Below are 21,760 nucleotides of genomic sequence, written 5' to 3'. Positions count from 1 at the left end.
ATGACGTTGGGTATTACGATTGGGAAGTTTTATCCGTTCCACCTAGGGCATCACTATCTGCTTGAACAGGCAAAAGCACAGGTCGATCATCTCGTGGTGCTGGTTGGGTACAAACCGACCCAAGCGATCCCTGGTACTGTTCGTGCCAACTGGATTCGTCTTCTGCACCCCGGTGTCGAAGTGATCGAAGTGCTGGAAGATATTCCAGATGCACCAGAACCCTGGGCAGAACGAGCATTAACCGTTCTGCAAGGACGACAACCCAATTTCGTCTTTACCTCTGAAGCTTATGGCGAACCCTGGGCAGCATTGATGAATGCAGAACATCACGCGGTTGATCTCGAACGTAAACACTTTCCGATTTCAGGAACCCAGCTACGGCAGGATCTCTCGGCTCATTGGCAAATGCTAACGCCACCCGCCAAAGCGTATTTTGCGAAACGAATTTGTGTGATCGGCGTGGAGTCCAGTGGCACAACGACCCTAGCTCAGTCCATAGCACAGCATTACCGAACAATATGGGTGCCCGAATATGGGCGATGGTATTGGGAAGGTAGACGTTACACTCCTCGTGCAGAACAGTGGGATACCTACGAGTTTGTTCAGATTGCGAAGGGGCAGGCGAACTGGGAAGATGACCTGGCAATGCGGGCAAATCGCTTGCTCATTTGTGATACCGATCCACTCGCAACTCATGTCTGGCACAGACGATACACCGGCACTTATTCCAAAGTGGTGGAACAAGTTGCCGACTCCCGTCACTACGACCTGTATATCCTGACCGCTCCTGATTTTGCTTTTGTGCAGGATGGCACCCGCGAAGGTGAGCATATTCGCATGGAGATGCACCAGTGGTTCGTTGAGGTACTCAAGCAGAAGGGCAAACGGTACATCGCAGTGAACGATTCCCATGAGCAGCCGATGATGGATGCGATCGCCGCCATCGATCCTCTCCTGGTGTTCCCCATTCTGGATGCCTCATAAAATAGTGGCATTGAGTAGAGCGAATCCCATGTGCGATACCTTTGTTGCCCTACCAGATGCAATGCATGGTCGCCTGTCTATAAACAACTAAATTTTTCGTTGCGGTTAGGCTAGCGACAGAAGAAAATAGAAGAACCTACTGAAGAGGATATAACAATGGGCGAGATGTATGAGTACTTTCAAGATTTTCCAGAGGAAAATCCTGCAAATTATGTTGGAGATCGTTTTGACCCTGAAGGCGCAAAACGCTTGAGAGCAGAAAAAGCCAGGTTAAAGCAAGAACAAGCTGCATTAGACACAGAGATACAGAGCATTATTGAGAAAGCTAGGCAATCCTCAAAACGTAAGGATGGAGTAGAGTAGCCAGCATCCAAAATCTCCACTCCTAGAGTTTACTGAAAGGAGTTGTTTTGGCTGAACCTCTTAAAAACCAATTTGGCATCGAGATAGCCCGAAAAATAGCTGCAATGATTGCTGGGGTATCTCCTAACTTCGCTACAGAAACCTTTCTGAACGAGGTACGAGATGGATATGATGCCCTGGATTTGATGCCACGAGGATGGAAAATTGCGGAGGCACTCCATCATCATTTACCCAGCAACTACGAAGAAGCTGCCGATGTTCTGATCGCCTCATTGAGTCCGACACTCGAAGAGACAAAACAGTCTGGAATGGCTCCTTTCCTCTATCTCCCTCATGTTCTATTTGTTGCGAAATATGGGCTGGAGGATTTTGAGGCTTCGATGCAGGCTCAGTATGAGTTAACGCAGCGGTTTACCGCTGAATTTAGTATTCGCCCATTTCTAGAACGATATCCCGAAGCGACCCTGGCACGACTAAAAACATGGACACAAGACCCCAGCGCCCATGTCCGTCGCTTAGTCTCCGAAGGCACTCGCCCCCGCCTGCCTTGGGCACCTCGTTTACGAGAATTCCAAAAAAATCCCTACCCCGTCCTGGAATTGCTGGAGCTGCTCAAAGACGATCCCGAACTTTATGTCCGCCGTTCTGTTGCCAATAATCTGAATGACATCGGCAAGGATCATCCGTCCTTACTGGTGGAAATCGCTCACCGATGGTTAGTCAATGCAACCGATGAACGGCGCTGGTTGATTCGCCACGCACTGCGATCGGCTGTAAAGCGAGCTGACCCCGGAGCGATCGCCGCTCTAGGCTTTGGTGACGAAATAACGGTATCGATTAACAAAGTTAGTATTACACCTCCACAAGTCATGATTGGAGGGGCTGTCTCCATCGCTTTTGAAATCACAAATGCCGTTTCTCAGCCTCAGCGACTGTTGGTTGATCTGCGGATTCATTTTGTAAAAGCGAATCGCAAGACCAGCCCCAAGGTTTTCAAGCTAAAGACCGTTGAACTTGCACCCAGGGAAACGATACAACTCAGTAAAGCCATTTCCCTGGCAGACATGACAACCCGTAAACATTACCCTGGAAGCCATTTGATAGAAATCCTATTGAATGGACAAACATTTCCCTTAGGCTCCTTTGAATTAATGAGGACACTACCACCCAGCGATGCTCATGTCCTGAACAACGTGGAGATTTGATGGTATCGTTTGCCAGCCATCAACCCAACTTTGCAGTTTCATAACGTTCTGCAAACGAAGGAACAAAAGGCTATTGCTGCACGACGTTACCCCCAATCGAGGAGGAACCATGAATAACACGATGTATCGATTTGCCGCTGGTGTCGCGATCGCAGCAGCACTCATCTTGGTCTGGCTCAGTCTGGGCGTTGGCATTATCGGGCGAGATGGTGACCCTGCCAACCTGATGTACTTCGGGGTGCTCGCCATCGGGATCATTGGCTCCCTCATCGCACGCTTCCGACCCCGTGGAATGTCCCGTGCGCTGTTCGCCACGGCACTCGCTCAGACCTCCGTTGCCACGATCGCGCTGACCGCTCAGTTGGGCTACCCTTGGAGTGGACCACTAGAGCTTACAGTTCTGAATGGATTCTTTATCGCTCTGTTTGCCGGATCAGCGTGGTTGTTCCGTCGTGCCGCGCATGGGTGATCCGACTAAGGCAAGACATAGGACAACCGCTTACTGAGCGTTAACTTTTCTCATCTTCATCCTCGCCGATCGCCTTCAGATAAGCCTCTGCTGCCGCCTGCTTAAACACCCCTTTGGTGTACCGCTGAAAGACGCGATCGCTCTTGATGCCCATCAACTCTTTCCCAAACAGCGGATCCACCCCGCGTCGCGTCACTTCCGTGCCAAAGGTATGTCGGAAGCGATGGGGGTTAATGTCCTCCACCCCCGCTATCTTCCCTAATTGCTTTACCATCCGATGCAAGCCTTTGTAGCCCAACCGTTTCCCGGCACTCTTCGGGTCTTGGGCCAGAAACATCGGACTTTCCGGCAGTGGCTCAAACATCCCACTCTGCTGCCGTCGCCACTCCAGATAGGCTTCCAGGTACTGTCTCGCTTCCCGATTGAGCGGCACCTCACTTACGTTCTGCCCCTTGGAGCGATGCACCTTCAAAATCTTGCTGTTCCAGTGTTCCACATTCAGGTTGGATGCCTCTGATGCACGTAGCCCATGACTGAGGACTGCAACAATGGCGCGATCACGAATGGCAGTCTTCTCCTCAAACTCCAGTACCTGCCAGATCTGGGCCAGCTCGTCTCCGTCAATATGGTCGGCTTCTGGCTCTGGCTGGCGTTCCAGGTCGATCGCATCCGTTGGCAAAGGTTTGTTCATGGGATAGCCATTGCTCCGCCGCAGCCACCCATAAAATGCCTTCAGCGTATTGAGCGCATGATTGACCGAGGTCGCCTTCAGCCCCTTCAGTTTTAACTCCCGTCGGTACTTCCCAATATCACTAGGAGTGACATCGAGCCAGGACTTATCGCACCAGGCAGCAAACCGCACCAACTGCCCCCGGTAAACCCGCTGAGTATTATCTGATTTTCCCGTTTGCCGTAGAAACTCATCGATCTGCCAATGACGGAGGTCCGGTGGTTCTGGTTGCCGGGGTTCCTCCTGCTTGCCGCCCTCGATAGGCATGATGACGATCGGCAAAACAGGATCAGAAGGGGATGAAGTCATCGTCGAGGAAAAAGTTGTATGGATTCCAGATAGAGATAACGGCACTTATCTGTATCAGAATATTGTCAGAATATTAACACCATTTTTGGAATCATCGGCATTTAGGCGATAATTTAGGGCAGTTGGTGAGGTTAGCCATGGGGCGGCGAACGAATGAGAAATGCTGGGCATGCTCTTTGTTGACTCCAGAGGAGGCCCGTAAGCTGCATGATGCCGAACAGGGTGGGGATGGCTGCTGGCGCGAGGAAACCTGTCGGAGCCGCCGCTCCTATTACCGGAAAGGACGTAGTCGTTTGGCCCAACGAAAAACGGCGATCGCAGAAATTACCGTACCGCTCCCCCAAATCCCCTATGTGGTGCTGCACACCTATGTAGACCAACCTCGACAACCGAATGATGAAGTCGTCATTCATGCCATGTGCGCTGAGTTATGGCTGGGAGAAAAACCCGTGGCGATGACCCAACCCCAACACACCTTTGGGCTACCGCCCCGTTTGGTGAAGGAGTATGCCCGACAATTATTGGATGCCCTCTACCAGCACTATGGAAATGGGCGGCGGAGTGGGTTTGAACGGTTTGCCCGCGAAGAACAGCACTCCGTTTCTCAATGCCCGATCCGTCCCTGCTCTTACCATGCTGAGCATCTCCACTATGTACAGGGAGAAGGGCGTTCATGAAGGGAGAACAACTGGAACTGAATCTGTGGGAGGAATTGCGACGGGCACAGCAGATGCCGGAGACGGTTGAGATGGTGCAAATCCTGGATACGATGGAGGTCACAGTTGCTCAACTCCCGGAGGCTGCGCGGCTTCAGTTTGCTGGGGAAGCTCTACTTCAGATTGCTGAACTGTGTGCAGCACGAGCAAATGTGTTGATGACGGAGTGGGAAGAAGCCTACCGTGATCCAATCGTGCAGCAGGGCTTTTTTACGGATCTCGTGCGTCAGACGATGTCGGTGGATTTGAGTGACTTAATGGAACCAACTCCCCCGCGCAAGTCTCGTACAAAACGAGTCAAGTCTGCCGAAACAGAAGAGGGGTCCGTCGTCGCGACGGTTGACAAAGCAGCTTTGCTGGCAATGGTAGACCAGTTGGAGTCGGAGGCAGCCCTTGAGGAGGAACGGAAACAGCAAGTATTGCAGATCGCCCACGATGAAGATGTGTCCCGGTGGATTGAGGCGATCGCCCAATGGTTAATCGCAATACCGAGCCACTGCACCTCCTTTGCCCACTTGTGCCAAAGTTTGGGAATGCCACAAGTCGAGATTTGGCTGGGTGTACTGCTCGGTGAGTTTGAGCTAGAACAAGGCGAGGAGTTTTATAGTAATACGTTTTGGATCAAAGGAACTTCAGCAACCAGCGCCCAGCGGTGACACAATCAGCAACCTCAATGCAAGATGGATGTCCAGCTTGAGTAGCGTGTAGGTCAAGATGGATTCTCTTACAGATGATTTTTCAAATCCTGGAGAAACAACCTCGTGTACTCTTCTTTTTCCGCATATTGTCTTTGTAGCTCTGGTAGATAGCACTTAAATTTTCCTAAAATCTTCTCTTGAAGATAGTGCAACGTTTCTTCTAAAGACTGTCCCCGCGCTGTTCCCGTCACCAGCGACTTGGTAATCATGAATGTCTTGCCACCCTCAAGCAGGTGTGCATCATGTAGGATTTTACCTTCAATTGTTTCAGCCTGACTTTCCTTCTGAGACTCCCACGCAACTTGAATCACGCGATTGACCTCATCAGGTTGTAGCTTGCCTTCAAGGAATTGCCTGATTTCTGCTTCTTTGCAAGCGATCGTGCCGTGGAAATATGCGCCAAGTAACAGTAATTGCGGATCATGTTCGTAGCTACTGGCAATCTCTTTTGCCAGCCTGTGAAGCCGATAAATATGAGCAAGATTATGCATGATGTCACGGTTTGCATAGTCCGGTTGCACAAACGCCTCGACTGCTTCAACCGCTATTACAGTATTCATGGGCGATCGCTCCTCAATCGACGACATCACACAGGTTTATGGCTCCAAAACTGCAACACGACATAGTTCCAAGCCCTCTCCGCTATAGCCCGAATGGATCTCAACTACTCGAAACCCGTACTCTTCTAACTCTTGTTCGATCCAGCCTTGGCTTAAATTATCGCGACGACTGCGGTATTGAGAAACAGTCAATCGCCCAGTTTGCTCAACAACCTCAGCCAATAACCGTTCAACAAAAGGTTGGCGATAATTGCGCGGCACGTAATCGAGTTCAGTCCGCACATAGTCAAAACGCTGCGGCGGCGTCCAGTTCCAAGCGTTTCCCACGTAAAGATGGCTCGTAGTGGGAAGGCGTTGTCGAGCCGAAGCAACCAGTTTGGCGGAGAAGTCTAGACCGTGGGGAATCAGTTCCAGTCCCTTCAACTGTGCCCATACGACTAAACATTCCAACAAGTACCCATTGGCACAACCAATATCGAGATAGCTGCCCGATCTCTGTACAGGGGCAAGGTTAGCAATCCGTAGCCGCACCCAATCTTCAAATGTGCCACTCTTTCCCGATTGTTGCCACGGCGTTGGTGCCTCAGTATAAGCAGCTTCCAAGGTTTGTTGGTTCTGAGCAAACCAGTCTTGTAAATCCACCGCTGCAACATCATCAAACGCAAAACCGCATTGACAGTGCTTGGTTGATTCTGAGACGGTTTGCAGACATTGAGGGCAACGCATCACTCACTACCTTTATTGGCGTTAAGTGGGTTGAGGAGGGTGTGGATTGATAACCTTACATTCATAATTGTTTTGCCATGTAAATATCTGGTTTGCCCAATCCGTTTGCATCCGGCATCACCCCGACAATGACAAATCCACATTTCTGGTAAAACTCATAGGGATGCTGTCGCAGGTTCTGAATCGTTGCAATATGCTTCCATACATTGGGATAGAGGTTGATTCCTGAAAGCGTCGTTTTTCCTTCTTCATCATCCGTTCCTAACCAAAGCGTCACGCCGCCCCGCTGTCTTGCCTGTACTTCGAGATCGGCAACTAATAATCGCCCAATTCCTTGCCCGCGACAGTCAGACTTTACGATCAATGGGTGCAGTTCCCAAACATTGCCGTCGTACTGCTGAATGCCGCCAATCCAACCCAACACTGTTCCTGAATCATCAACGGCAATACGACTAATGTGATCGCTCGCCAAGGACTCATGAACTTCCTCAAGTGCCTCTTCGAGAGTTGGGTAACCACGGGGCAAGTGTCCGAAGCAATCCAGCAGGATCAATGCAACCTGCTCAATGGTGGTGGTATCCTCAGGAGTCAAATCAGTAATCTGCATCAGCCTTGGAATTGGCAAGGGTCTTTGCTGTAGCAGACCTTAATAGGTTCAGCAAAATTTCTCACTACTATGGCAGTAGAAAATCTCAGTCCAGCCTACCTCATCCACACTCAACGACTGGTTGTACGCTGTTGGAACCCGGGTGATGCATCGTTGTTATCTGCGGCGATCGCCCAAAGTCTAGAGCATCTCAAAGCCTGGATGCCGTGGGCGCATGGGGAACCAAAAGATTTGCAACAGCGCATGAATTGGCTTAGACAAGCCCGTGGCAAGTTCGATCTGGGGCAAGATTTTACCTATGGCATCTTCAATCTCGACGAAACGCAGGTGTTAGGAGCAACCGGGCTGCACACAGGCATTGGCAATGATGCCCTGGAGATTGGCTACTGGATTCACGCTCATCACCTTAATCAGGGCTTGGCAACCGAAGCGGCGGCAGCTCTGACCAAAGTGGCATTTACCGTGAATCAAGTAGCACGAGTCGAAATTCACTGTGATCCAACCAACCTCAGAAGTGCAGCGGTTCCACGCAAATTGGGCTTTACTCATGAGGCGATTTTGCGACAACGAGTAGAGGATCATGAGGGACACAAGCGAGATTCTATGATTTGGTCGCTATTTGCAGAAGATTACCCAACCAGTAAAGCGGCGGCAGCCGTCGTTGAAGCGTTTGACGCAATAGGGCAGAAAATTCTCTGATCCTTGAAATTCTCCAGGACTTGCTGTGACTATCTCAAGAATTGCATCAACCAGTCGTCCATTATTAAAGGGATTATGGGCGATCGTGATCAGTTCTCCTGTTTTCCAAGGAAATTATTTGAACGGATGCCTGAATGTGCTGAAGGTTGGAAGACTGTAGGAGGACGATCGCAGAACGCAAAACCCTAAATTTCCAATGCAGTCCCTGGAGGAGAGTTCAGCGTAAAGAGCACTACCTCAGTAGTGTAGAATCTACAGGGCTTTGGGCAGTTAGACAGGCCAGAGCGGTTTGTTATGGAAGGATAAACTGTGGTTGACCAGGAGTCTTTGAGGGAGGAGGCAGCACGTCTACTGCGTGTTCTTGTAGAAACACCTTTCCAAGAGTGTCACGCGCTGAGCCGGGAATTCCGGGAGTTGCCTAACTGTACTGGTCTCTATGCCATCAAACACCAGACTCAAGGTGTTTTATATATTGGCAAATCCGGTAATATTCGCTCCAGATTGCGAGGAGGTCACAAGGCTCTGGGTTGGGCATTTATTGATCGCCTTGATCCCGATGACGTGCGGATTGCCGTTGCCCGACTGTCTTTTCCCTGGGCTAGGTTATCATTACAGTTAGAGCAAGTCGTGCTACGGCAGGTTCGACCACCCTATAACGATCGCATCGCTCAGGAGGATTAATCTATGCTGACCTCCAACTTCAATACCCAATCTCGGATTTTTGCCTCTCTGCCTGAGCGAGTGAAAGAGGCGATCGCTGCCTATGCAGATGCAGCAGACCTATTACCTGATGCGGTGATCCAGTTTGCGATCGCTCATTTTCTTGAACTAGAGTATATTCCTCCTGATACTAAGCAAAACCCTCCTAAGACTGGCAATGTCTTAGATGACCTTCCAGGCTCACTCCGGCACGAGATCAGAAATTATGCTGTGGAGCAAGAGATGCCACCAGAATTTGTGGTTGAGCTAGCGATCGCCCACTTCCTTGACCCCGATTCTGTCACCTTTGATGACTGCCAGGTTGGACTGCAACGCGATCGTGTAGAACTGTTGCGCCATCAAAAGCGAGTTCAGCAACAAACTGCTGCTAAGCAGCAGTAGCAGATACTCTAAACTTAGAATGCTTTCCTCGTTTGCCAATTTGCAATATCATCTTCAAGTTAGGCTATCTCTTTATGACCAATTAAGCTATTGGCTCTAGTTCAAATGAACCAGGTCTTTGACCAGCTACAAATTAATGCCTATCGCGGTTTAGAAGTTGTAAATCTGTCTGGGCTAGGGCAGGTTAATATTTTTGTCGGGGACAACAATTCAGGAAAGACTAGTCTTCTCGAAGCCGTATCAATTTTATGTAATCCACTTGATCCGTTTCAATGGCTTGAGATTTCACAGCGTAGATTGTACCTTGGCAGATCGCCCTTTGCAGGATTGCGACCGAACCTTGAAGCAGTTAAATGGGTTTTCCCACAAAAAATAGGATCCTCTAGAAACTTATCACAGGAAAATCAAACGCTGATAGTGGACAAGGATAGTTCTAATGAAATCTTGGTAGAGACACGTGGTAGTGCGCCTATACAAAGTTTTACAGCAAAGCTTGGCGAAGTCTACGGAAGTGGCATAGGCAAGAGCAGCCAAGAAAGAATGAGTGAAGATACTTCTTCAGCAGAAGAAGATGCCATCTCTGAAATAGATTCCGCTCGTCCTGGGCTTGAATTAGAAGTTGAAGCGAAACTATTTTCAGAACAAAAGAGCTTATTCGGACTTGAGCCAGAACGTGAAGTATTTCAGTTTTGGGAAAACGAGCGATTTGTTCAGCGCAAACGTACTAGACCGATTGTGAAGAATGCAACTATATTTCCTTCATACTCTTCTTCTGAACCGATTTTAGATCGCCTATCGCGAGTGATTTTGCGAGGAGGAGATGGTAAAGCTGCGGTCTTAGAATTAATTCGCTCGTTCGATAACAATATCCTTGACATTCAAATACTTTCGACAACAACTTCTAGAGCAACCCTTTATATAAAACATAAGGAATTAGGTTTTGCCCCTCTATATGTTTTTGGTGATGGGTTTAAGCGAACTTTAGTCATTGCTCTTACTCTCTTAACTACCTCTGGTGGTGTACTTCTAGTTGATGAAATTGAGACATCTATTCATGTTTCGGCTCTCAGCCAGGTATTTTCTTGGCTAATTGAAACTTGTCGCCGACTAGAAGTACAGCTTTTTGTAACAACCCACAGTCTTGAGGCTATTGACGCAATGTTAAAGCCTGAAGTTAATACAGACGACATCGTAGCTTTTCGGCTAAACCCTAAAGGACAGGATTCACAACGATTTTCTGGCAACTTATTGCATAGATTGCGTTCAGAACGTGGACTGGATGTGAGGTAGTCATGGTTAGGTACTGCTATATTGTTGCAGAAGGTCCTCAAGATGTTGAGTTTCTAATTTGTTTACTCAAATCCTATGGTTTAAAGCGGGTTACTCGTTTATCTTTGCTCGACCCATTTTGGGAGCCGCTTGTTCCTAAAACTTTTCCTGTAGATGATGACCTAATGAAACGTGTACCTGTTCCAATCTTTTTGCAAAATGCTGATTTGTCGGTTGCGTTGCATAGTGCTATTGGAATCACACGTTTATCAAACACTATTGAGGAAAGCCTTGCTTTAATCCCAGCTTCCCAAATCTTTGGCATTGGTCTTATTTTAGATGCTGATGATATACAAACACCTCAAGAAAGATTTGAGAAACTTACTTCTAAATTATCTCTATTAAGTTTGTCAGTACCTTCGGTGCTTGGTGAAGTTGTGAAGAACTCTCCCCGCTTCGGCATCTTTATCATGCCTAACAACGTTGAATCAGGAACACTGGAAGATATCCTTCTTGAATGTGCACAGGTAAACTATCCAGACCTATTACAACTTTCCACAAACTATGTTTCTAGCATTGATACTACACAGCTAAACGAGAAAGATTTAGAGGAGTTAAATAAGCCAGCAGGTAAAAATAAAGCAGTAGTATCAAGCATTAGTAGCATACTAAGACCTGGAAAGACTTTGCAAGTTTCAATACAGGAACACCGATGGATAGATAAACAAACAATGGATTTAGATAGTGTAAAGCTGATCAAAATGTTTTTAGATGAAATTACAGGATTCATGTAGTAGATGAAAGCAACCGAAGTTGAACTTCAAGAATTCTTGAAGAATTGATAGAGAAAGTTGATCATTTCGGAAACTTCCGCTTAAACATTTTGCGATGATACGAGATCTCGTATCTGGTAAACCAGCAGAATCCAGTCATCTTCCACCAGATTTTGCAGAGTTTTGCCGATCGCTTGTCCAATAAATGCCTTTACCTGATCTAATGACCAGCCCATTTGGTTTGCCAATTGACCAAACTGGTATCTCAAGTCATCTTGCTGCTTTGGTATAGGCACTGCTGAGGCAGGTTTGTTTTTTGGAGTCGCTGGCTTCAAATTAGGACGAGGATGCAGCTGGGGAGAAGAGGGGGGGTTTGGATGCACTGTTGAAGGGAAAGAGGGTTTAGGAGCTTTTTCTAGGTTGCTTCTTCCTAAATCAGGCAGAGCAGTTTCAACAGGAACGCTTTGCAAAGACAACTCCCCAGCCATTTCCCCTGCTTGAGTTGTGGATAACCCCCCCGTACCCCCCCTGGAAGACAAAATGTGAGAAGGAGCCGACCCAGAAACAGCCGCAGGCCCTAAACCCTTCATATAGGGCTGAGTGTGTACTTCCTGATTGGATAAGGGTTCTAGCGATTTTTGAGGTTCTACTTGGGCGGATACTGATGAGGCTAAAACTGCATCAGTATGGTTAGTACACACCTCTTGCACCAGGTCACTCCCTTCGGGGTACCAGAGGTGCAGATATTTGCGCGTGGTCTGCTTGCTGCATTTAGCAAGTTTAATGATGGCATTCTCAAGGGCTGTTTTTGTCTTGTATAGAACCAATTCTCCTGCTTCTTTCAAGTGATTCAATGCATTGGTAATTCGGACTTGAGCATCTTCAGCTCGCGCTTGATTGACGAGATTGCCTGACGAGATTGCACCATTCCCTTCCTCCTGGTGAATATTGCCCTGCCGTGTAGCCTCTGTGCCAAGCGGCCAATAATATCCCTCTGCTGCCCGTGCCCATACTCGGCAACGGAGTTCAATCTCATGTTGGTGACGGCACCATTGAGCATAGCCAGCACTGTTGGTTGCAGTACGCTGGACGTACTCAATCAAGTGTTCACCCTTCAGCCGCTGAAACACGACTCCATAACAGGCAATCTGCTTCAGAAGGTGATTCGTTTGTCCGTGGTCAGTCCAGCCTTCGCTGATTTCAAATTCCAGGGCAGTACGCCATGCTTCCACAACAGCGGAATCTCGGCGTGCCGATCGCTTTCTCCAATTCTTTTGAGCCTGGGCGATCGCCTGCCGTAACTGATCGGTGTCCTGTCCAGCCGCACAGTGATCCCAAATTTCAAAAAATCGTTCTAGTCCACCAACCATTGGATTGAGGTCATCATCCAGAAGTTGGGCACCTGTTGCGGGTTGTAGGGGAAGTCGGTGCCCCTGGTACTCGGTAAACTCACCTTCCCGCGCATAGGCTTTGCAGTTGGGGAAGATCTCTAACTGTCCTTGCTCAACCGTTAACCCCTGGACTTCCAGACATTGTCGGATTGCAGTTGCTAACCCAAAAGTGGGCATTTGTTCTGGAAAGGGAAGCCAGAGATGCAGTCCACCACTTGAACTGGATTGGATCAGGAACGTTCGGGCGATTCCAATTGTTTCTAATGCAGCTCGAATAACAGACAATGCTTGGGCATCCTGTTTGGGGTGATAGGCTCCCTTCACATCTAAGTCAATCATGGCGTAGCGGGTTAGCGAGTCAAATCGCACCCCGACAACCTGAGCTGCATCCTGCCAGAACCGCCAAAGTTCCCTTGGACGCAGCGGGTAGTCATTTAAGGTTTTCCAACTGCTATCTGGCTCGTTGGTTTTGACGATCGCTTTCCAGAGATAGGGAAAGGTTTGACACAGCCGCTTGCCTAATTCATCACCGGGCAACGGCTCTACTCGACGAGGTTTGCTCATGCAACACCTCCAGCTGTGTCAAAGAAGAACCAATTTTTGTGGATTACCATGAAACGCTCTGTCTCAAATAGCCAAACAAAACTTGGGCAATTGGCAGTTCGACGTAGGCTGACCAATTACCTGGTTAAGCAATAGGGAATAGAGCGTTGTGCCGTAATTTAGGCAAACTTGGGTGCAGAGACTCTTGGCTTGCAACACCTAAAGGAATTTGCTTAAAATGGGCACAGCAAAGCTAGGGATCTAACTGTCACTCGCCAAAGTATCTAGTTAGCATCACTACGCTCTATTGCGATGAAAGTAACGTTTGGAATGTAACGTTTGAACTGAAAGCTCCATCTGTGTCAGCAGTTGGGGCTTTTGCAGTTCTGAGGGGCTTTTAAGTCATGGGGGTTTCTCCTGGGCTACGGATGCCAAAAGGAATCGAATTGCGATCGCTTTTGACATTGGTTTCAAACGTAGGCTGACACTTCAAGCTCATACCTACGAGAAACAATTAATTTTTCGCGTTTAAAGCGTAGCCCCTCAGTTTGCTCAACCATGTGGTTACACCGTGATCGATCTAATTGATCTGATCAGGCTTGTAACGATCCTGAAAACCCTTGATGGATAAACCGTTGAAAAATCTTAAGTCATAAGTAGGGGTATCTAAAGTCTCTAGCAGGGGATAGCAAAGTCAGAAGTAGGGGAAATTAAAGTCCCTGCTAAAGGGGGTTACTTTCTAGAATTTGTAACCAAAATGATCTCAAACACAGATCCAGTAGGGGTTACAGCAGGGTTACAGATGCAGTGACTTGAGACTCGATCGAATGTCACGACAAGGGGCAGCTAATGTCATAACCAGGGGATGTGTAACTATCATAAAAATGGCTAAGAAGTCCACAGAACAATAGTTACAGTAAAGTTACTTGCCAGGTTACAGTGACATCCAAAGCCAAAATAATCAAGCCTACATCTAGTGGTTACTTCTCAGTCCTGCACCAGTGTTGACATAGTTGAACTGTACTATTCCTATATTTAGTGGTTAACAGTACTTTCTCACGCTAAATAAGCTTGTAACCAAATCGTTCATATCTCCCCCTCATGTTTATCAAGTCACTTGCAGGGGGGCTTGTTGTCACGTTCAGGGGAAGAATTAAATACCCAAACTGTTCAAAAGCCTCATTTAGAAGTGGTTACAGAAGGTTACAGGGCGATCGCCTACAGTATTGAAGTCACACTCAGGGGAAGCTAATGTCACGACAATAGGGTCGCTAAAAGAGAATGGATTAGTCCCAACTCATCTCCTGGCAATGGTTACAGCCAAGTTACTAGCCTTGTAACCATGAATTCTGTTAACGCAACTGAAGTCACTTGTAGGGGATGCTGATGTCACACTTATAGGAGAATTCTGAAGCCAAAAAGAGCAAAAAGCCTTGTTTAACAATGGTTACATGGGGTTACAGACTTATAAGACTAAACCCAATCGGTGAGTTCCGAAATTTCAAGTCACGAGTGGGGGATGGCAATGTCACCTTTAATGACAGTTTCAGAGTCAGATAAGAGCTGAAACCCTTACCTGGAAAGAGTCCCAGCAGGGTTACAGAACATGTAACTATTGCTTCTTCTATTTACTGGATATCCAATACCTGGCGAAGCAAACTTTGGTCAGTATCGACTGCTCGACGGCGATCGCTCTCTACCAACTTCACCCAACTCACACTCTTGCCGATCGTGGATGCGAGTTGAGCTTGCGTCCATCCTTTTGCCTGTCGTGCGGCTTTAACAGTAGCTCCTGCTAATTCTGATGTGGGAAGTTGAGCGAGCGCCATTACAGGCTGAGCATCCGCTTCAATAGTCCGTCGTCTCGCAGATGCCCGATGGCTCTTCTCAGTTCGCCTTGCCTCCAGATCATCCAGGCACTCCTGAATCTGTGAGGGTAACTTGAACGAGATTTTCGCCGGGAACCAATGCTTGGAGATATAGTTATCAGGTAGCCACTTCGCGCCTAAAAGCTGCTGGTTACGCTCCTTAGTGGGCAATAGGGCTATTTCATCGGGTAAACTCCAGACGGGTCTTAGCCAGATTGGGTAAGTTTCATCATCAAAGCCGATCTCAATCTTGAGGCTATCTTTGAGCGTCAGCAACGCATTATCAACAGACTCTTTCAACTTCCACCCATAGCGGCGATCGGACAATGCCCTTTCAATTTCATTGCTGGGAAGGACGCTTTCGATCAGACTTTCGATCGTATAGATTCCATTGGGACGAGCGCGGCTATTCTGGATCAGGTACAACCCCATACTGGTCGCCAATTTGCGGCGATGGGGATCGATGTCAAAAACCTCTTTAGGGATTAGCCCGTATTGATATAAGGCTTTCTGCTGTTGTGCGCCTTCTCGATTCAGGAAGTTATGTGTCCACAATCCTGGCTGCACACGGATCACAACCTCATGGAGTTCCTCAGTTGCACCATCCACATTTGGCTGAGTATACTCCTGCACACTGACGATCCACAGAAGACTCCGCTCCCGCACACACAGATCCATATCGCCTTCAAACCAGTGGATCACCGCACCCAATGTACCCACGACCCACGCTAAGTCGGCGATCGCCTTCAGCTTCTGTGACTTCGTAAACTTATTGCTGTTGTGGACTTTGAGGGTTTTAATCAGATCCGTCCCTAGCAGATAAAACGGTTGCTTCCAGGGTTCACTTTGGATCGCCGCATAGGACGCAAATACCGCATGGAGACGGGCAGCCATCACACCATACTGTTCCAGGATCTCCCGCTCAGCCTGCGATGAAATAGAGTCAGCCTGGTGCTTCTGCTTGTTCAGAACATAGAACTCAATGTAACGCCCCTTGCCAAACTGCTTCTGAAAGTAAAGCCGATCCTGCCCATACTCACTCCAGTCAGGTGGTTTGAGAAATGCCTGAGTTGCAGAGATAACGGGTGCCCCGCTCGCCATCATCTCTACAGACTTATTGGTAAATAGCGGCGGCTCAGTACGGGGCAAATTTCGCGGTTTGCGAATTCTTTTACGAGTAGACTGGGTTGGCAAAACCTCTACCTCAGTCAACGATAGCTGCGAGGAGGTTTCAAACTCTGAAGTAGCATTCCCATCAGGACTAGATTTAGACTTCATCATGCTTACCCCTCGAAGAAACGACGCTCAATCCAGGTGTTTCTACCGGGATCATCCGCCGGGCTATTCGCTCAATAAACTCAGACCGAGATAGGTGAAACTCTGCTGCAAGCTCATCTAGCTGCTCCACAGCAGTCGGAGTCAAGCCAATCATGGTTGGCTTCTTTGGCTCCGAGTAATACTGCCCTAGCCCTTTACGGCTCTGTTTGTCCTTACCAGCACTCATGGTTATCCGAAATCGGTTATATAAGAGATAACATAGGTTTCGCGATCGGGCACAACAACTTTTGCTGTAAAACTTCTACTTGCCTGAAAGTCAACCTTAGCCTTCTCTAAAACAGCTTTATCTAACTATGCTTGAATCTTCCTACCGCACAATTGAACCACTTGAAAGTGGAGGTGAAAGAGCGAGGCAAGGGTTCACATTTCAGGATCATGTTGCAGCAGCATATTGCATTGATATGCTAACTGATCCCAATATTTTAGAAGTATGGTGTGAAATCCTAGATGACATTACTCTCGTTCGCGAACGTGATGAAGTAGAGGAATTTGAGTTTATTCAAGTTAAGAGTAATCAGCTTAACCAATTGTGGTCAGTAGCAAAACTTTGTGAGCAAGAGCAAGGAAAACCTGGGACTTCTATTCTTGAAAAATCATTTGCTAATGAGCAACTGGCAGAACCTTGCCGTTTCCGAATTGTAACCTGCTGCAATGTTAATAAAGACTTAAAAAGTCTTACTTTTCCTCTCAATTCATCCACTCGAACTTCTAATAATGAGGATCTTTCTCATCTCTATAATCAAATACCTGAAAAGATAAAAGGTTATAAATCGCCCATCGGTAACGATATATCGTCTTGGCTATTACGAACCGAATGGGAAGTTCAACCTTCAGAAGGTACTCTTGCAGAGAGGAATCTATCGAAGCTAAGAGCTTTTGGGCAGAGTATTGGTATTCTCTTGTTTGATGAGCAGTGGAATGAAATTTACGAAAAACTACTCACCAAAGTCAAAAAAGCAGGTGAGACAAATTGTAAAATTAATCGGGCTGCCAAAGAAATCAAACGCAAAGATTTCCAAGACTGGATACTCCCTTTAATTAAAATTGTAGATATTCCTGAAAATATACCTAAACGAGCAGTCTTGCCAGAAAAATTTGTTGGTCGAGAGCAAGAAATAAAAATGCTACACCAGCAAATTCAAGAGCATGGGCAAGTTACTGTTTGTGCAGTAATGGGCATGGGTGGTGTGGGAAAAACAGAACTAGCATTGCAATATGCCTTAACTCACAAGCAAAACTATCCAAGTGGAATTTGTTGGTTGCAAGCGAACGAGGGAACCTTAGATGCACAAATTGTTGAATTTGGAAAATCGCGTCTTCAGCTCGAAATCTCAAAAGATTTAGAGGACAAGGTAGGTTACTGTTGGGCAAACTGGCGACCGGGGGATGTGCTGATATTACTAGATAACGTTGATGATTTTTCACAAATTAAGCCCTATCTACCGCCTCAAAATAGTCGTTTTCGGGTATTAATTACTACCAGACTTAAACTTGATCATCTTCCCTATCCATTGCCTTTAGATGTTCTAACAGAGAATGCATCATTAGAGCTTCTTCACCAATGGATTAATGCAACAAACTTAGCTTGTGAAAAAGAGATTGCAGTAGAGTTGTGTAGAAGACTAGGATGCTTACCATTAGCGCTTAACCTAGTTGGATGCTATGTGAAAAAGCGTCGAATCTCCCTGGCAGAAATGCTAAGGAGGTTAGAGTCAAAAGGATTAAACCATCCATCATTGCAAGTTGATGAAAACGATCGCACTCGTACTCAAAATATTGAACGAGGAGTCGCTGCCGCCTTTGAATTAAGTTGGGAAATGCTGAGTGAATCAGCAAAGGAATTAGGCAAGGCATTAAGCATATGCTCGTCAGCACATAAAGTCTGGTTACTCCTCAGCCATGTCACCTCTGAATCAGAAATCGAAGTTTTAGAAGATGCCAGAGTTGAATTAGAGAACTTGCACTTAGTTCAAGGTGCAGAGCAATACCAAATGCATCCTTTAATCCAAGAGTTTTTTCAAGGTAAGATTTTCAGTATAGAGGAAGAGTTTCTTTTACTCAAGAAGAAAGTAGATAAATTGGTTTGTGAAAGCAGAAAGATACAAAAGCTGTTAGCTTCAGTGCATGAAAGATTTAATTCAGTTGAATCATTACTTGCAATACCTAATTCTCAAAACTACACAGAGTCTGAGATTATTGATTGGCTACCAACATTTCGCACACTTTTCTTTTGTTATATGGTTCGATATGTTCACAATATTTACTTAGCTCTTTACATTGAGAGGAACTATAAAAAACTAGACTTTCAAGCCGCTTTAGAGTGTTATCAGCTATATGAGTTTTGTACTCATGGGTACGAGCTAGCTGCTGTTTTAGAGCCATCCCTTGGAGATGTCGGCATAAAAGATTTAGACTCAACTGTAAGTTTTCCCATAGCAGCAAAACTAGAAACAATCATAGATCCTGTAAAAGAGCCAAATCGCTATCTTGATCTCAAACTATTAAAAACCACAGAAAATTTGAATAAACCCTGGTTTGTAAAAGAGATGAAAGCACAGATCTCTTGGTGGAAAACAAACGAAGATTCTCTTAATAGAAAATTTAAAGAATTCTTTCTGGAGTATGGAAACACTCTTCAACAGCAAGCCTTCGATGAAAGCGACAGAATAATTTTAAGGAAATACTATGATGCAAATAAGCTCTTAATAAACTGTATGAATGACTGTAAAGTCGAGCTTAGGGAAAGAATTGAGAAAGAATTATTATTGCCAATCTCAGAAATTGAAAAAGAGGGCAAGAAATAGAATCATCTGATGTGATAGCCATATTTCTATGCTGAACTCCAATCTGATTAAATGCAACAAGTTACTCAAACAGGTTCCATTGCCAGGAGCCATTGTTGCTCGTGCAACTGCTGCCACGCTTGCTTAACGTGTTGTGGCTTAAAAGACTTTCGTTGCCCTAGTTGCCACTTTTCTACCTCAGCGATCGCTTGCTCTGCATTTGCCGCTGCCTGCGGATCTGCTTGCATAACCCAGTGGGCGATCGCCAGCACCTCTAAGCTATAAGGACTCTCATAGCCTTCGATTAGACGAGTAACTCGATTCAGGATGGCGATCGCCGGAGTATCCGCCAAGCAATCCCGTGCAGTTTGAGCCGCCTCTGGTCGAAGTCTAATTTCTGCCCCATCATCATCAGGGCGGTAGCCCTCAATGGTGTGTTCTTCTAACTGACGCAGAACCGGATGTAAATTGGCGGCGTAAGGTCCTTGCTCCCCCTGAACAAACTGCAAGCGCAATGGTTCACCTGCTGCTTGGAGCAAATAGGCGAGCTTCTGGATTTCCAGCGTTGTGAGTCCATAATCCAGCGACAGGTATTGCTCCATCAGCGCAATTAGCAGGGCACGAGCGCGGGTGAGTGGGGGAAAGGAGGTGATTGCTGTGACTTGTCTGGACTCAGCCGCTGGGGGTTCAAAGACTAATACCCGTACCTCTGGCACCTGAGCAAATGCTACTTCAATCATTGGGGCAACTCGCGACCATGCTAACCCACCATTGCCACAACCCAGAGGTGGAACGGCGATCGAACGGATCTTTAGCCACCTTACTGCTTCAATCAGTGCTTGCAAGCCGACTTCAATATCTTCAATGCGGGATGGATTTTTCCAATGACGTTTGGTGGGAAAGTTGATGATGTAACGGGGATGAGTTAGATAATCTGTCGGTACGATAAACATCTGCCCTGGCTTGACCTCGCCATCCTGACACGCTCGTTGATATTCCTCAAAATTTTCTGGGAACGCCTGCTTAAATTGCAGTGCCAACCCCTTTCCCATGACACCAACGCAGTTGACGGGGTTCACAAGAGCTTCAGCATTTGCCTTAAGCAGATTACCCGAACAGGTTGCCAGCATAATCTTCGTCTCTCAGTCTCCCAAGCGTACCAACTTATTTGTTGATCACTTTGAAATTTGCCAAGTTCTTCAAACATGCTGAGGACGATGGGTTAAAGAGAAGCCATAAATTCCCCATGCTCTGGACTCCCGATCCCTTGCCCAAGAACCCGAAGTACCTCCCCCAAATTGCCAGACAGGAGGGCTTCGCTCGCCAGCCACAGCCCTGGAAATTGTTGACTGCAAAAAATGCCTTGCTCATCAGCCATTAGAGATTGATACTCTCCATTTTGGAGGTAAAACCAATCAATCTGCTGACTGTAGGTGCGCCAAACCACGTACTCCTGGACTCCGTTACGCCTGTAGACCCGAAGTTTGTCATGGAGGTCGTAGGACGCACTGCTAGCCGCCACTTCAACGATCAGTTCAGGAGAACCTTCTATGTAATCGTCTTCACTAATAAACGATCGCCCATTCTGTTCAAATCGCAATACGGCATCCGGTTGGGGTTCGTTATCTCCGTCTAAGCGCACAGTTGGATTGTCGTAGCACTTCACGCCAGGAGTAGCAGATTCATAGACTCCTAGCCAAGTAATAATGTGAGCGTGGGGGCTACCGTGAGCCTGGGCACGTAAGGGGGATGCCACGTAAACAACTCCTTCGATCAGTTCCGCCTTCTTGAGGTGAGGCATCGCATGATAACGACGCTCAAATTCGGCGCGGCTGAGACGATCGCCGCTTTCAAGGGGCGGAATTTTGGCTAACCGTTCTGCGGTCATTGCAAGGGACTAGGCGAGTCAGGTGGTTGCTTTTCATTCTAGCAGTGCCCATTTTAGCCGTACTGCCCGTTGATTCTTCTAGCGTTCCAACCGCTTGCTTCAGGCAATCGCTAACTTAGGGAACAGTCTATGCGAAAAAGACGATTACTATTCCCTAAGTAAATGCCAATCCACCAGACTGAAACAGTTGTATCTTCTGCAATTTAATGATTTAGGGAATACTTATGCTTCTATGGGAACAATTCATTCCCTAAATCGCAATCCAGAGTAACAAGGATGGCACCTCGAAGCCGACCGGAACGTTTAATTCAAGAACTCCAATCATGGCAGGATGAGGAACTGGCAGAACTCGCTGCCATGATTACAGGACTGTTGGAGTCCCGACAGCAGGAAGCCGTTGATGCGTCCCAAGAGCGGCGGGAGGATGGAACTCCGTTGGGAAGACACGGCGGTCGAGGTCACATTGAATTAAAGATGATTCCGGATACAAAGACGGGCAAGACCTATGGTCCGTATCGGTATTTGCGCTACTGGGGTGTGACTAAGAAGGGAACAAAAGGGCTGAAGAGCGTGTATTTAGGGAAAGGAACTGGGGCAAATGATACCAATTTAAACAGTATTCAGGGCAGATAGGGCATCGAGAATAAATGCATACCCTGTGATGGAAGCAATTAGCTCAGGAGTTAACTGAGCAATCAGTTGATCAACTTTAAGTTGGAGTTGGTCGAGTGTTTTGAAGG

22 protein-coding genes are annotated in these 21,760 nt (G+C 47.1%); 13 read left to right on the top strand and 9 right to left on the bottom strand.

Annotated features, from left to right (window positions below):
• From AC1S52_RS01125 to AC1S52_RS01110, 4 genes are all read left to right on the top strand, one after another.
• Entirely contained in the window at window positions 1-984 is a 984-nt protein-coding gene (locus AC1S52_RS01125; protein ID WP_482027200.1) for an AAA family ATPase, read from the top strand.
• Between the two features lie 156 nt (window positions 985-1,140).
• Entirely contained in the window at window positions 1,141-1,347 is a 207-nt protein-coding gene (locus tag AC1S52_RS01120; RefSeq protein WP_482027199.1) for a hypothetical protein, read from the top strand.
• A 47-nt stretch (window positions 1,348-1,394) separates the two neighbouring features.
• A complete protein-coding gene (locus AC1S52_RS01115; protein ID WP_482027198.1) occupies window positions 1,395-2,552 on the top strand; it encodes a DNA alkylation repair protein in 1,158 nt (385 codons plus the stop codon).
• Window positions 2,553-2,661: 109 nt separating this feature from the next.
• The gene (locus tag AC1S52_RS01110; protein WP_482027197.1) at window positions 2,662-3,021 is read left to right on the top strand and encodes a hypothetical protein; all 360 of its coding nucleotides are present in this window, start codon (window positions 2,662-2,664) and stop codon (window positions 3,019-3,021) included.
• Window positions 3,022-3,061: 40 nt separating this feature from the next.
• Here the strand turns inward: AC1S52_RS01110 and AC1S52_RS01105 are convergent, their stop codons facing one another.
• Window positions 3,062-4,060, bottom strand: a complete 999-nt coding sequence (locus AC1S52_RS01105) for a tyrosine-type recombinase/integrase (protein ID WP_482027196.1) — start codon at window positions 4,058-4,060, stop codon at window positions 3,062-3,064.
• Between the two features lie 137 nt (window positions 4,061-4,197).
• On the opposite strand from AC1S52_RS01105, the gene AC1S52_RS01100 reads away from it, so the two are divergent.
• Window positions 4,198-4,737, top strand: a complete 540-nt coding sequence (locus AC1S52_RS01100; RefSeq protein WP_482027195.1) for a hypothetical protein — start codon at window positions 4,198-4,200, stop codon at window positions 4,735-4,737.
• Window positions 4,734-5,432 carry a hypothetical protein gene (locus tag AC1S52_RS01095; protein WP_482027194.1) on the top strand — a complete coding sequence of 233 codons (699 nt, stop codon included), beginning with the start codon at window positions 4,734-4,736 and terminating at the stop codon, window positions 5,430-5,432. The genes AC1S52_RS01100 and AC1S52_RS01095 overlap by 4 nt, the downstream gene beginning before the upstream one ends.
• Before the next feature lie 68 nt (window positions 5,433-5,500).
• On the opposite strand, the gene AC1S52_RS01090 is transcribed toward AC1S52_RS01095, so the two are convergent.
• The 3 genes from AC1S52_RS01090 to AC1S52_RS01080 form a co-directional block, all read right to left on the bottom strand.
• Window positions 5,501-6,061 (bottom strand): HD domain-containing protein, encoded by a 561-nt coding sequence (locus tag AC1S52_RS01090; protein ID WP_482027193.1) that lies wholly within the window; start codon window positions 6,059-6,061, stop codon window positions 5,501-5,503.
• A 9-nt stretch (window positions 6,062-6,070) separates the two neighbouring features.
• Window positions 6,071-6,760 (bottom strand): hypothetical protein, encoded by a 690-nt coding sequence (locus tag AC1S52_RS01085; protein ID WP_482027192.1) that lies wholly within the window; start codon window positions 6,758-6,760, stop codon window positions 6,071-6,073.
• Window positions 6,761-6,821: 61 nt separating this feature from the next.
• The gene (locus tag AC1S52_RS01080) at window positions 6,822-7,367 is read right to left on the bottom strand and encodes a GNAT family N-acetyltransferase (protein ID WP_482027191.1); all 546 of its coding nucleotides are present in this window, start codon (window positions 7,365-7,367) and stop codon (window positions 6,822-6,824) included.
• A gap of 69 nt (window positions 7,368-7,436) precedes the next feature.
• Here AC1S52_RS01080 and AC1S52_RS01075 point away from each other — a divergent pair, with 69 nt between their 5' ends.
• The 5 genes from AC1S52_RS01075 to AC1S52_RS01055 all read left to right on the top strand — a co-directional run bounded on the left by AC1S52_RS01075 (window position 7,437) and on the right by AC1S52_RS01055 (window position 11,230).
• Window positions 7,437-8,066, top strand: a complete 630-nt coding sequence (locus tag AC1S52_RS01075) for a GNAT family N-acetyltransferase (RefSeq protein ID WP_482027190.1) — start codon at window positions 7,437-7,439, stop codon at window positions 8,064-8,066.
• A 309-nt stretch (window positions 8,067-8,375) separates the two neighbouring features.
• Window positions 8,376-8,747, top strand: a complete 372-nt coding sequence (locus AC1S52_RS01070) for a GIY-YIG nuclease family protein (RefSeq protein ID WP_482027189.1) — start codon at window positions 8,376-8,378, stop codon at window positions 8,745-8,747.
• A 3-nt stretch (window positions 8,748-8,750) separates the two neighbouring features.
• A complete protein-coding gene (locus tag AC1S52_RS01065) occupies window positions 8,751-9,167 on the top strand; it encodes a hypothetical protein (RefSeq protein ID WP_482027188.1) in 417 nt (138 codons plus the stop codon).
• A 105-nt stretch (window positions 9,168-9,272) separates the two neighbouring features.
• Complete coding sequence (locus AC1S52_RS01060; protein ID WP_482027187.1) at window positions 9,273-10,457, top strand: AAA family ATPase; 1,185 nt, start codon at window positions 9,273-9,275, stop codon at window positions 10,455-10,457.
• Window positions 10,458-10,459: 2 nt separating this feature from the next.
• Complete coding sequence (locus tag AC1S52_RS01055; RefSeq protein WP_482027186.1) at window positions 10,460-11,230, top strand: DUF3226 domain-containing protein; 771 nt, start codon at window positions 10,460-10,462, stop codon at window positions 11,228-11,230.
• A gap of 80 nt (window positions 11,231-11,310) precedes the next feature.
• Here the strand turns inward: AC1S52_RS01055 and AC1S52_RS01050 are convergent, their stop codons facing one another.
• The 3 genes from AC1S52_RS01050 to AC1S52_RS01040 all read right to left on the bottom strand — a co-directional run bounded on the left by AC1S52_RS01050 (window position 11,311) and on the right by AC1S52_RS01040 (window position 16,515).
• Window positions 11,311-13,164: a hypothetical protein gene (locus AC1S52_RS01050; protein WP_482027185.1), complete on the bottom strand. Its 1,854-nt coding sequence runs from the start codon at window positions 13,162-13,164 to the stop codon at window positions 11,311-11,313.
• A gap of 1,607 nt (window positions 13,165-14,771) precedes the next feature.
• The gene (locus AC1S52_RS01045) at window positions 14,772-16,292 is read right to left on the bottom strand and encodes a helix-turn-helix domain-containing protein (RefSeq protein ID WP_482027184.1); all 1,521 of its coding nucleotides are present in this window, start codon (window positions 16,290-16,292) and stop codon (window positions 14,772-14,774) included.
• Window positions 16,279-16,515: a ribbon-helix-helix domain-containing protein gene (locus AC1S52_RS01040; RefSeq protein WP_482027183.1), complete on the bottom strand. Its 237-nt coding sequence runs from the start codon at window positions 16,513-16,515 to the stop codon at window positions 16,279-16,281. The genes AC1S52_RS01045 and AC1S52_RS01040 overlap by 14 nt, the downstream gene beginning before the upstream one ends.
• 127 nt (window positions 16,516-16,642) lie before the next feature.
• Between AC1S52_RS01040 and AC1S52_RS01035 the strand changes: the two genes are divergently transcribed.
• Window positions 16,643-19,153: a dsDNA nuclease domain-containing protein gene (locus AC1S52_RS01035; protein WP_482027182.1), complete on the top strand. Its 2,511-nt coding sequence runs from the start codon at window positions 16,643-16,645 to the stop codon at window positions 19,151-19,153.
• Between the two features lie 65 nt (window positions 19,154-19,218).
• Here the strand turns inward: AC1S52_RS01035 and darG are convergent, their stop codons facing one another.
• Together darG and AC1S52_RS01025 are read right to left on the bottom strand one after the other, a co-directional pair.
• Window positions 19,219-20,262 (bottom strand): type II toxin-antitoxin system antitoxin DNA ADP-ribosyl glycohydrolase DarG, encoded by a 1,044-nt coding sequence (gene darG / locus AC1S52_RS01030; RefSeq protein ID WP_482027181.1) that lies wholly within the window; start codon window positions 20,260-20,262, stop codon window positions 19,219-19,221.
• 92 nt (window positions 20,263-20,354) lie between these two features.
• Window positions 20,355-21,020, bottom strand: a complete 666-nt coding sequence (locus AC1S52_RS01025) for a Uma2 family endonuclease (RefSeq protein ID WP_482027180.1) — start codon at window positions 21,018-21,020, stop codon at window positions 20,355-20,357.
• A 276-nt stretch (window positions 21,021-21,296) separates the two neighbouring features.
• Here AC1S52_RS01025 and AC1S52_RS01020 point away from each other — a divergent pair, with 276 nt between their 5' ends.
• Window positions 21,297-21,653, top strand: a complete 357-nt coding sequence (locus tag AC1S52_RS01020) for a hypothetical protein (protein WP_482027179.1) — start codon at window positions 21,297-21,299, stop codon at window positions 21,651-21,653.
• Window positions 21,654-21,760 lie beyond the last annotated feature (107 nt).

This window comes from Kovacikia sp. CALU 1929, assembly GCF_056784235.1.
The sequence above is the reverse complement of the archived record's forward strand: the minus strand, read 5'-3'. Positions and strand labels throughout refer to the sequence as shown.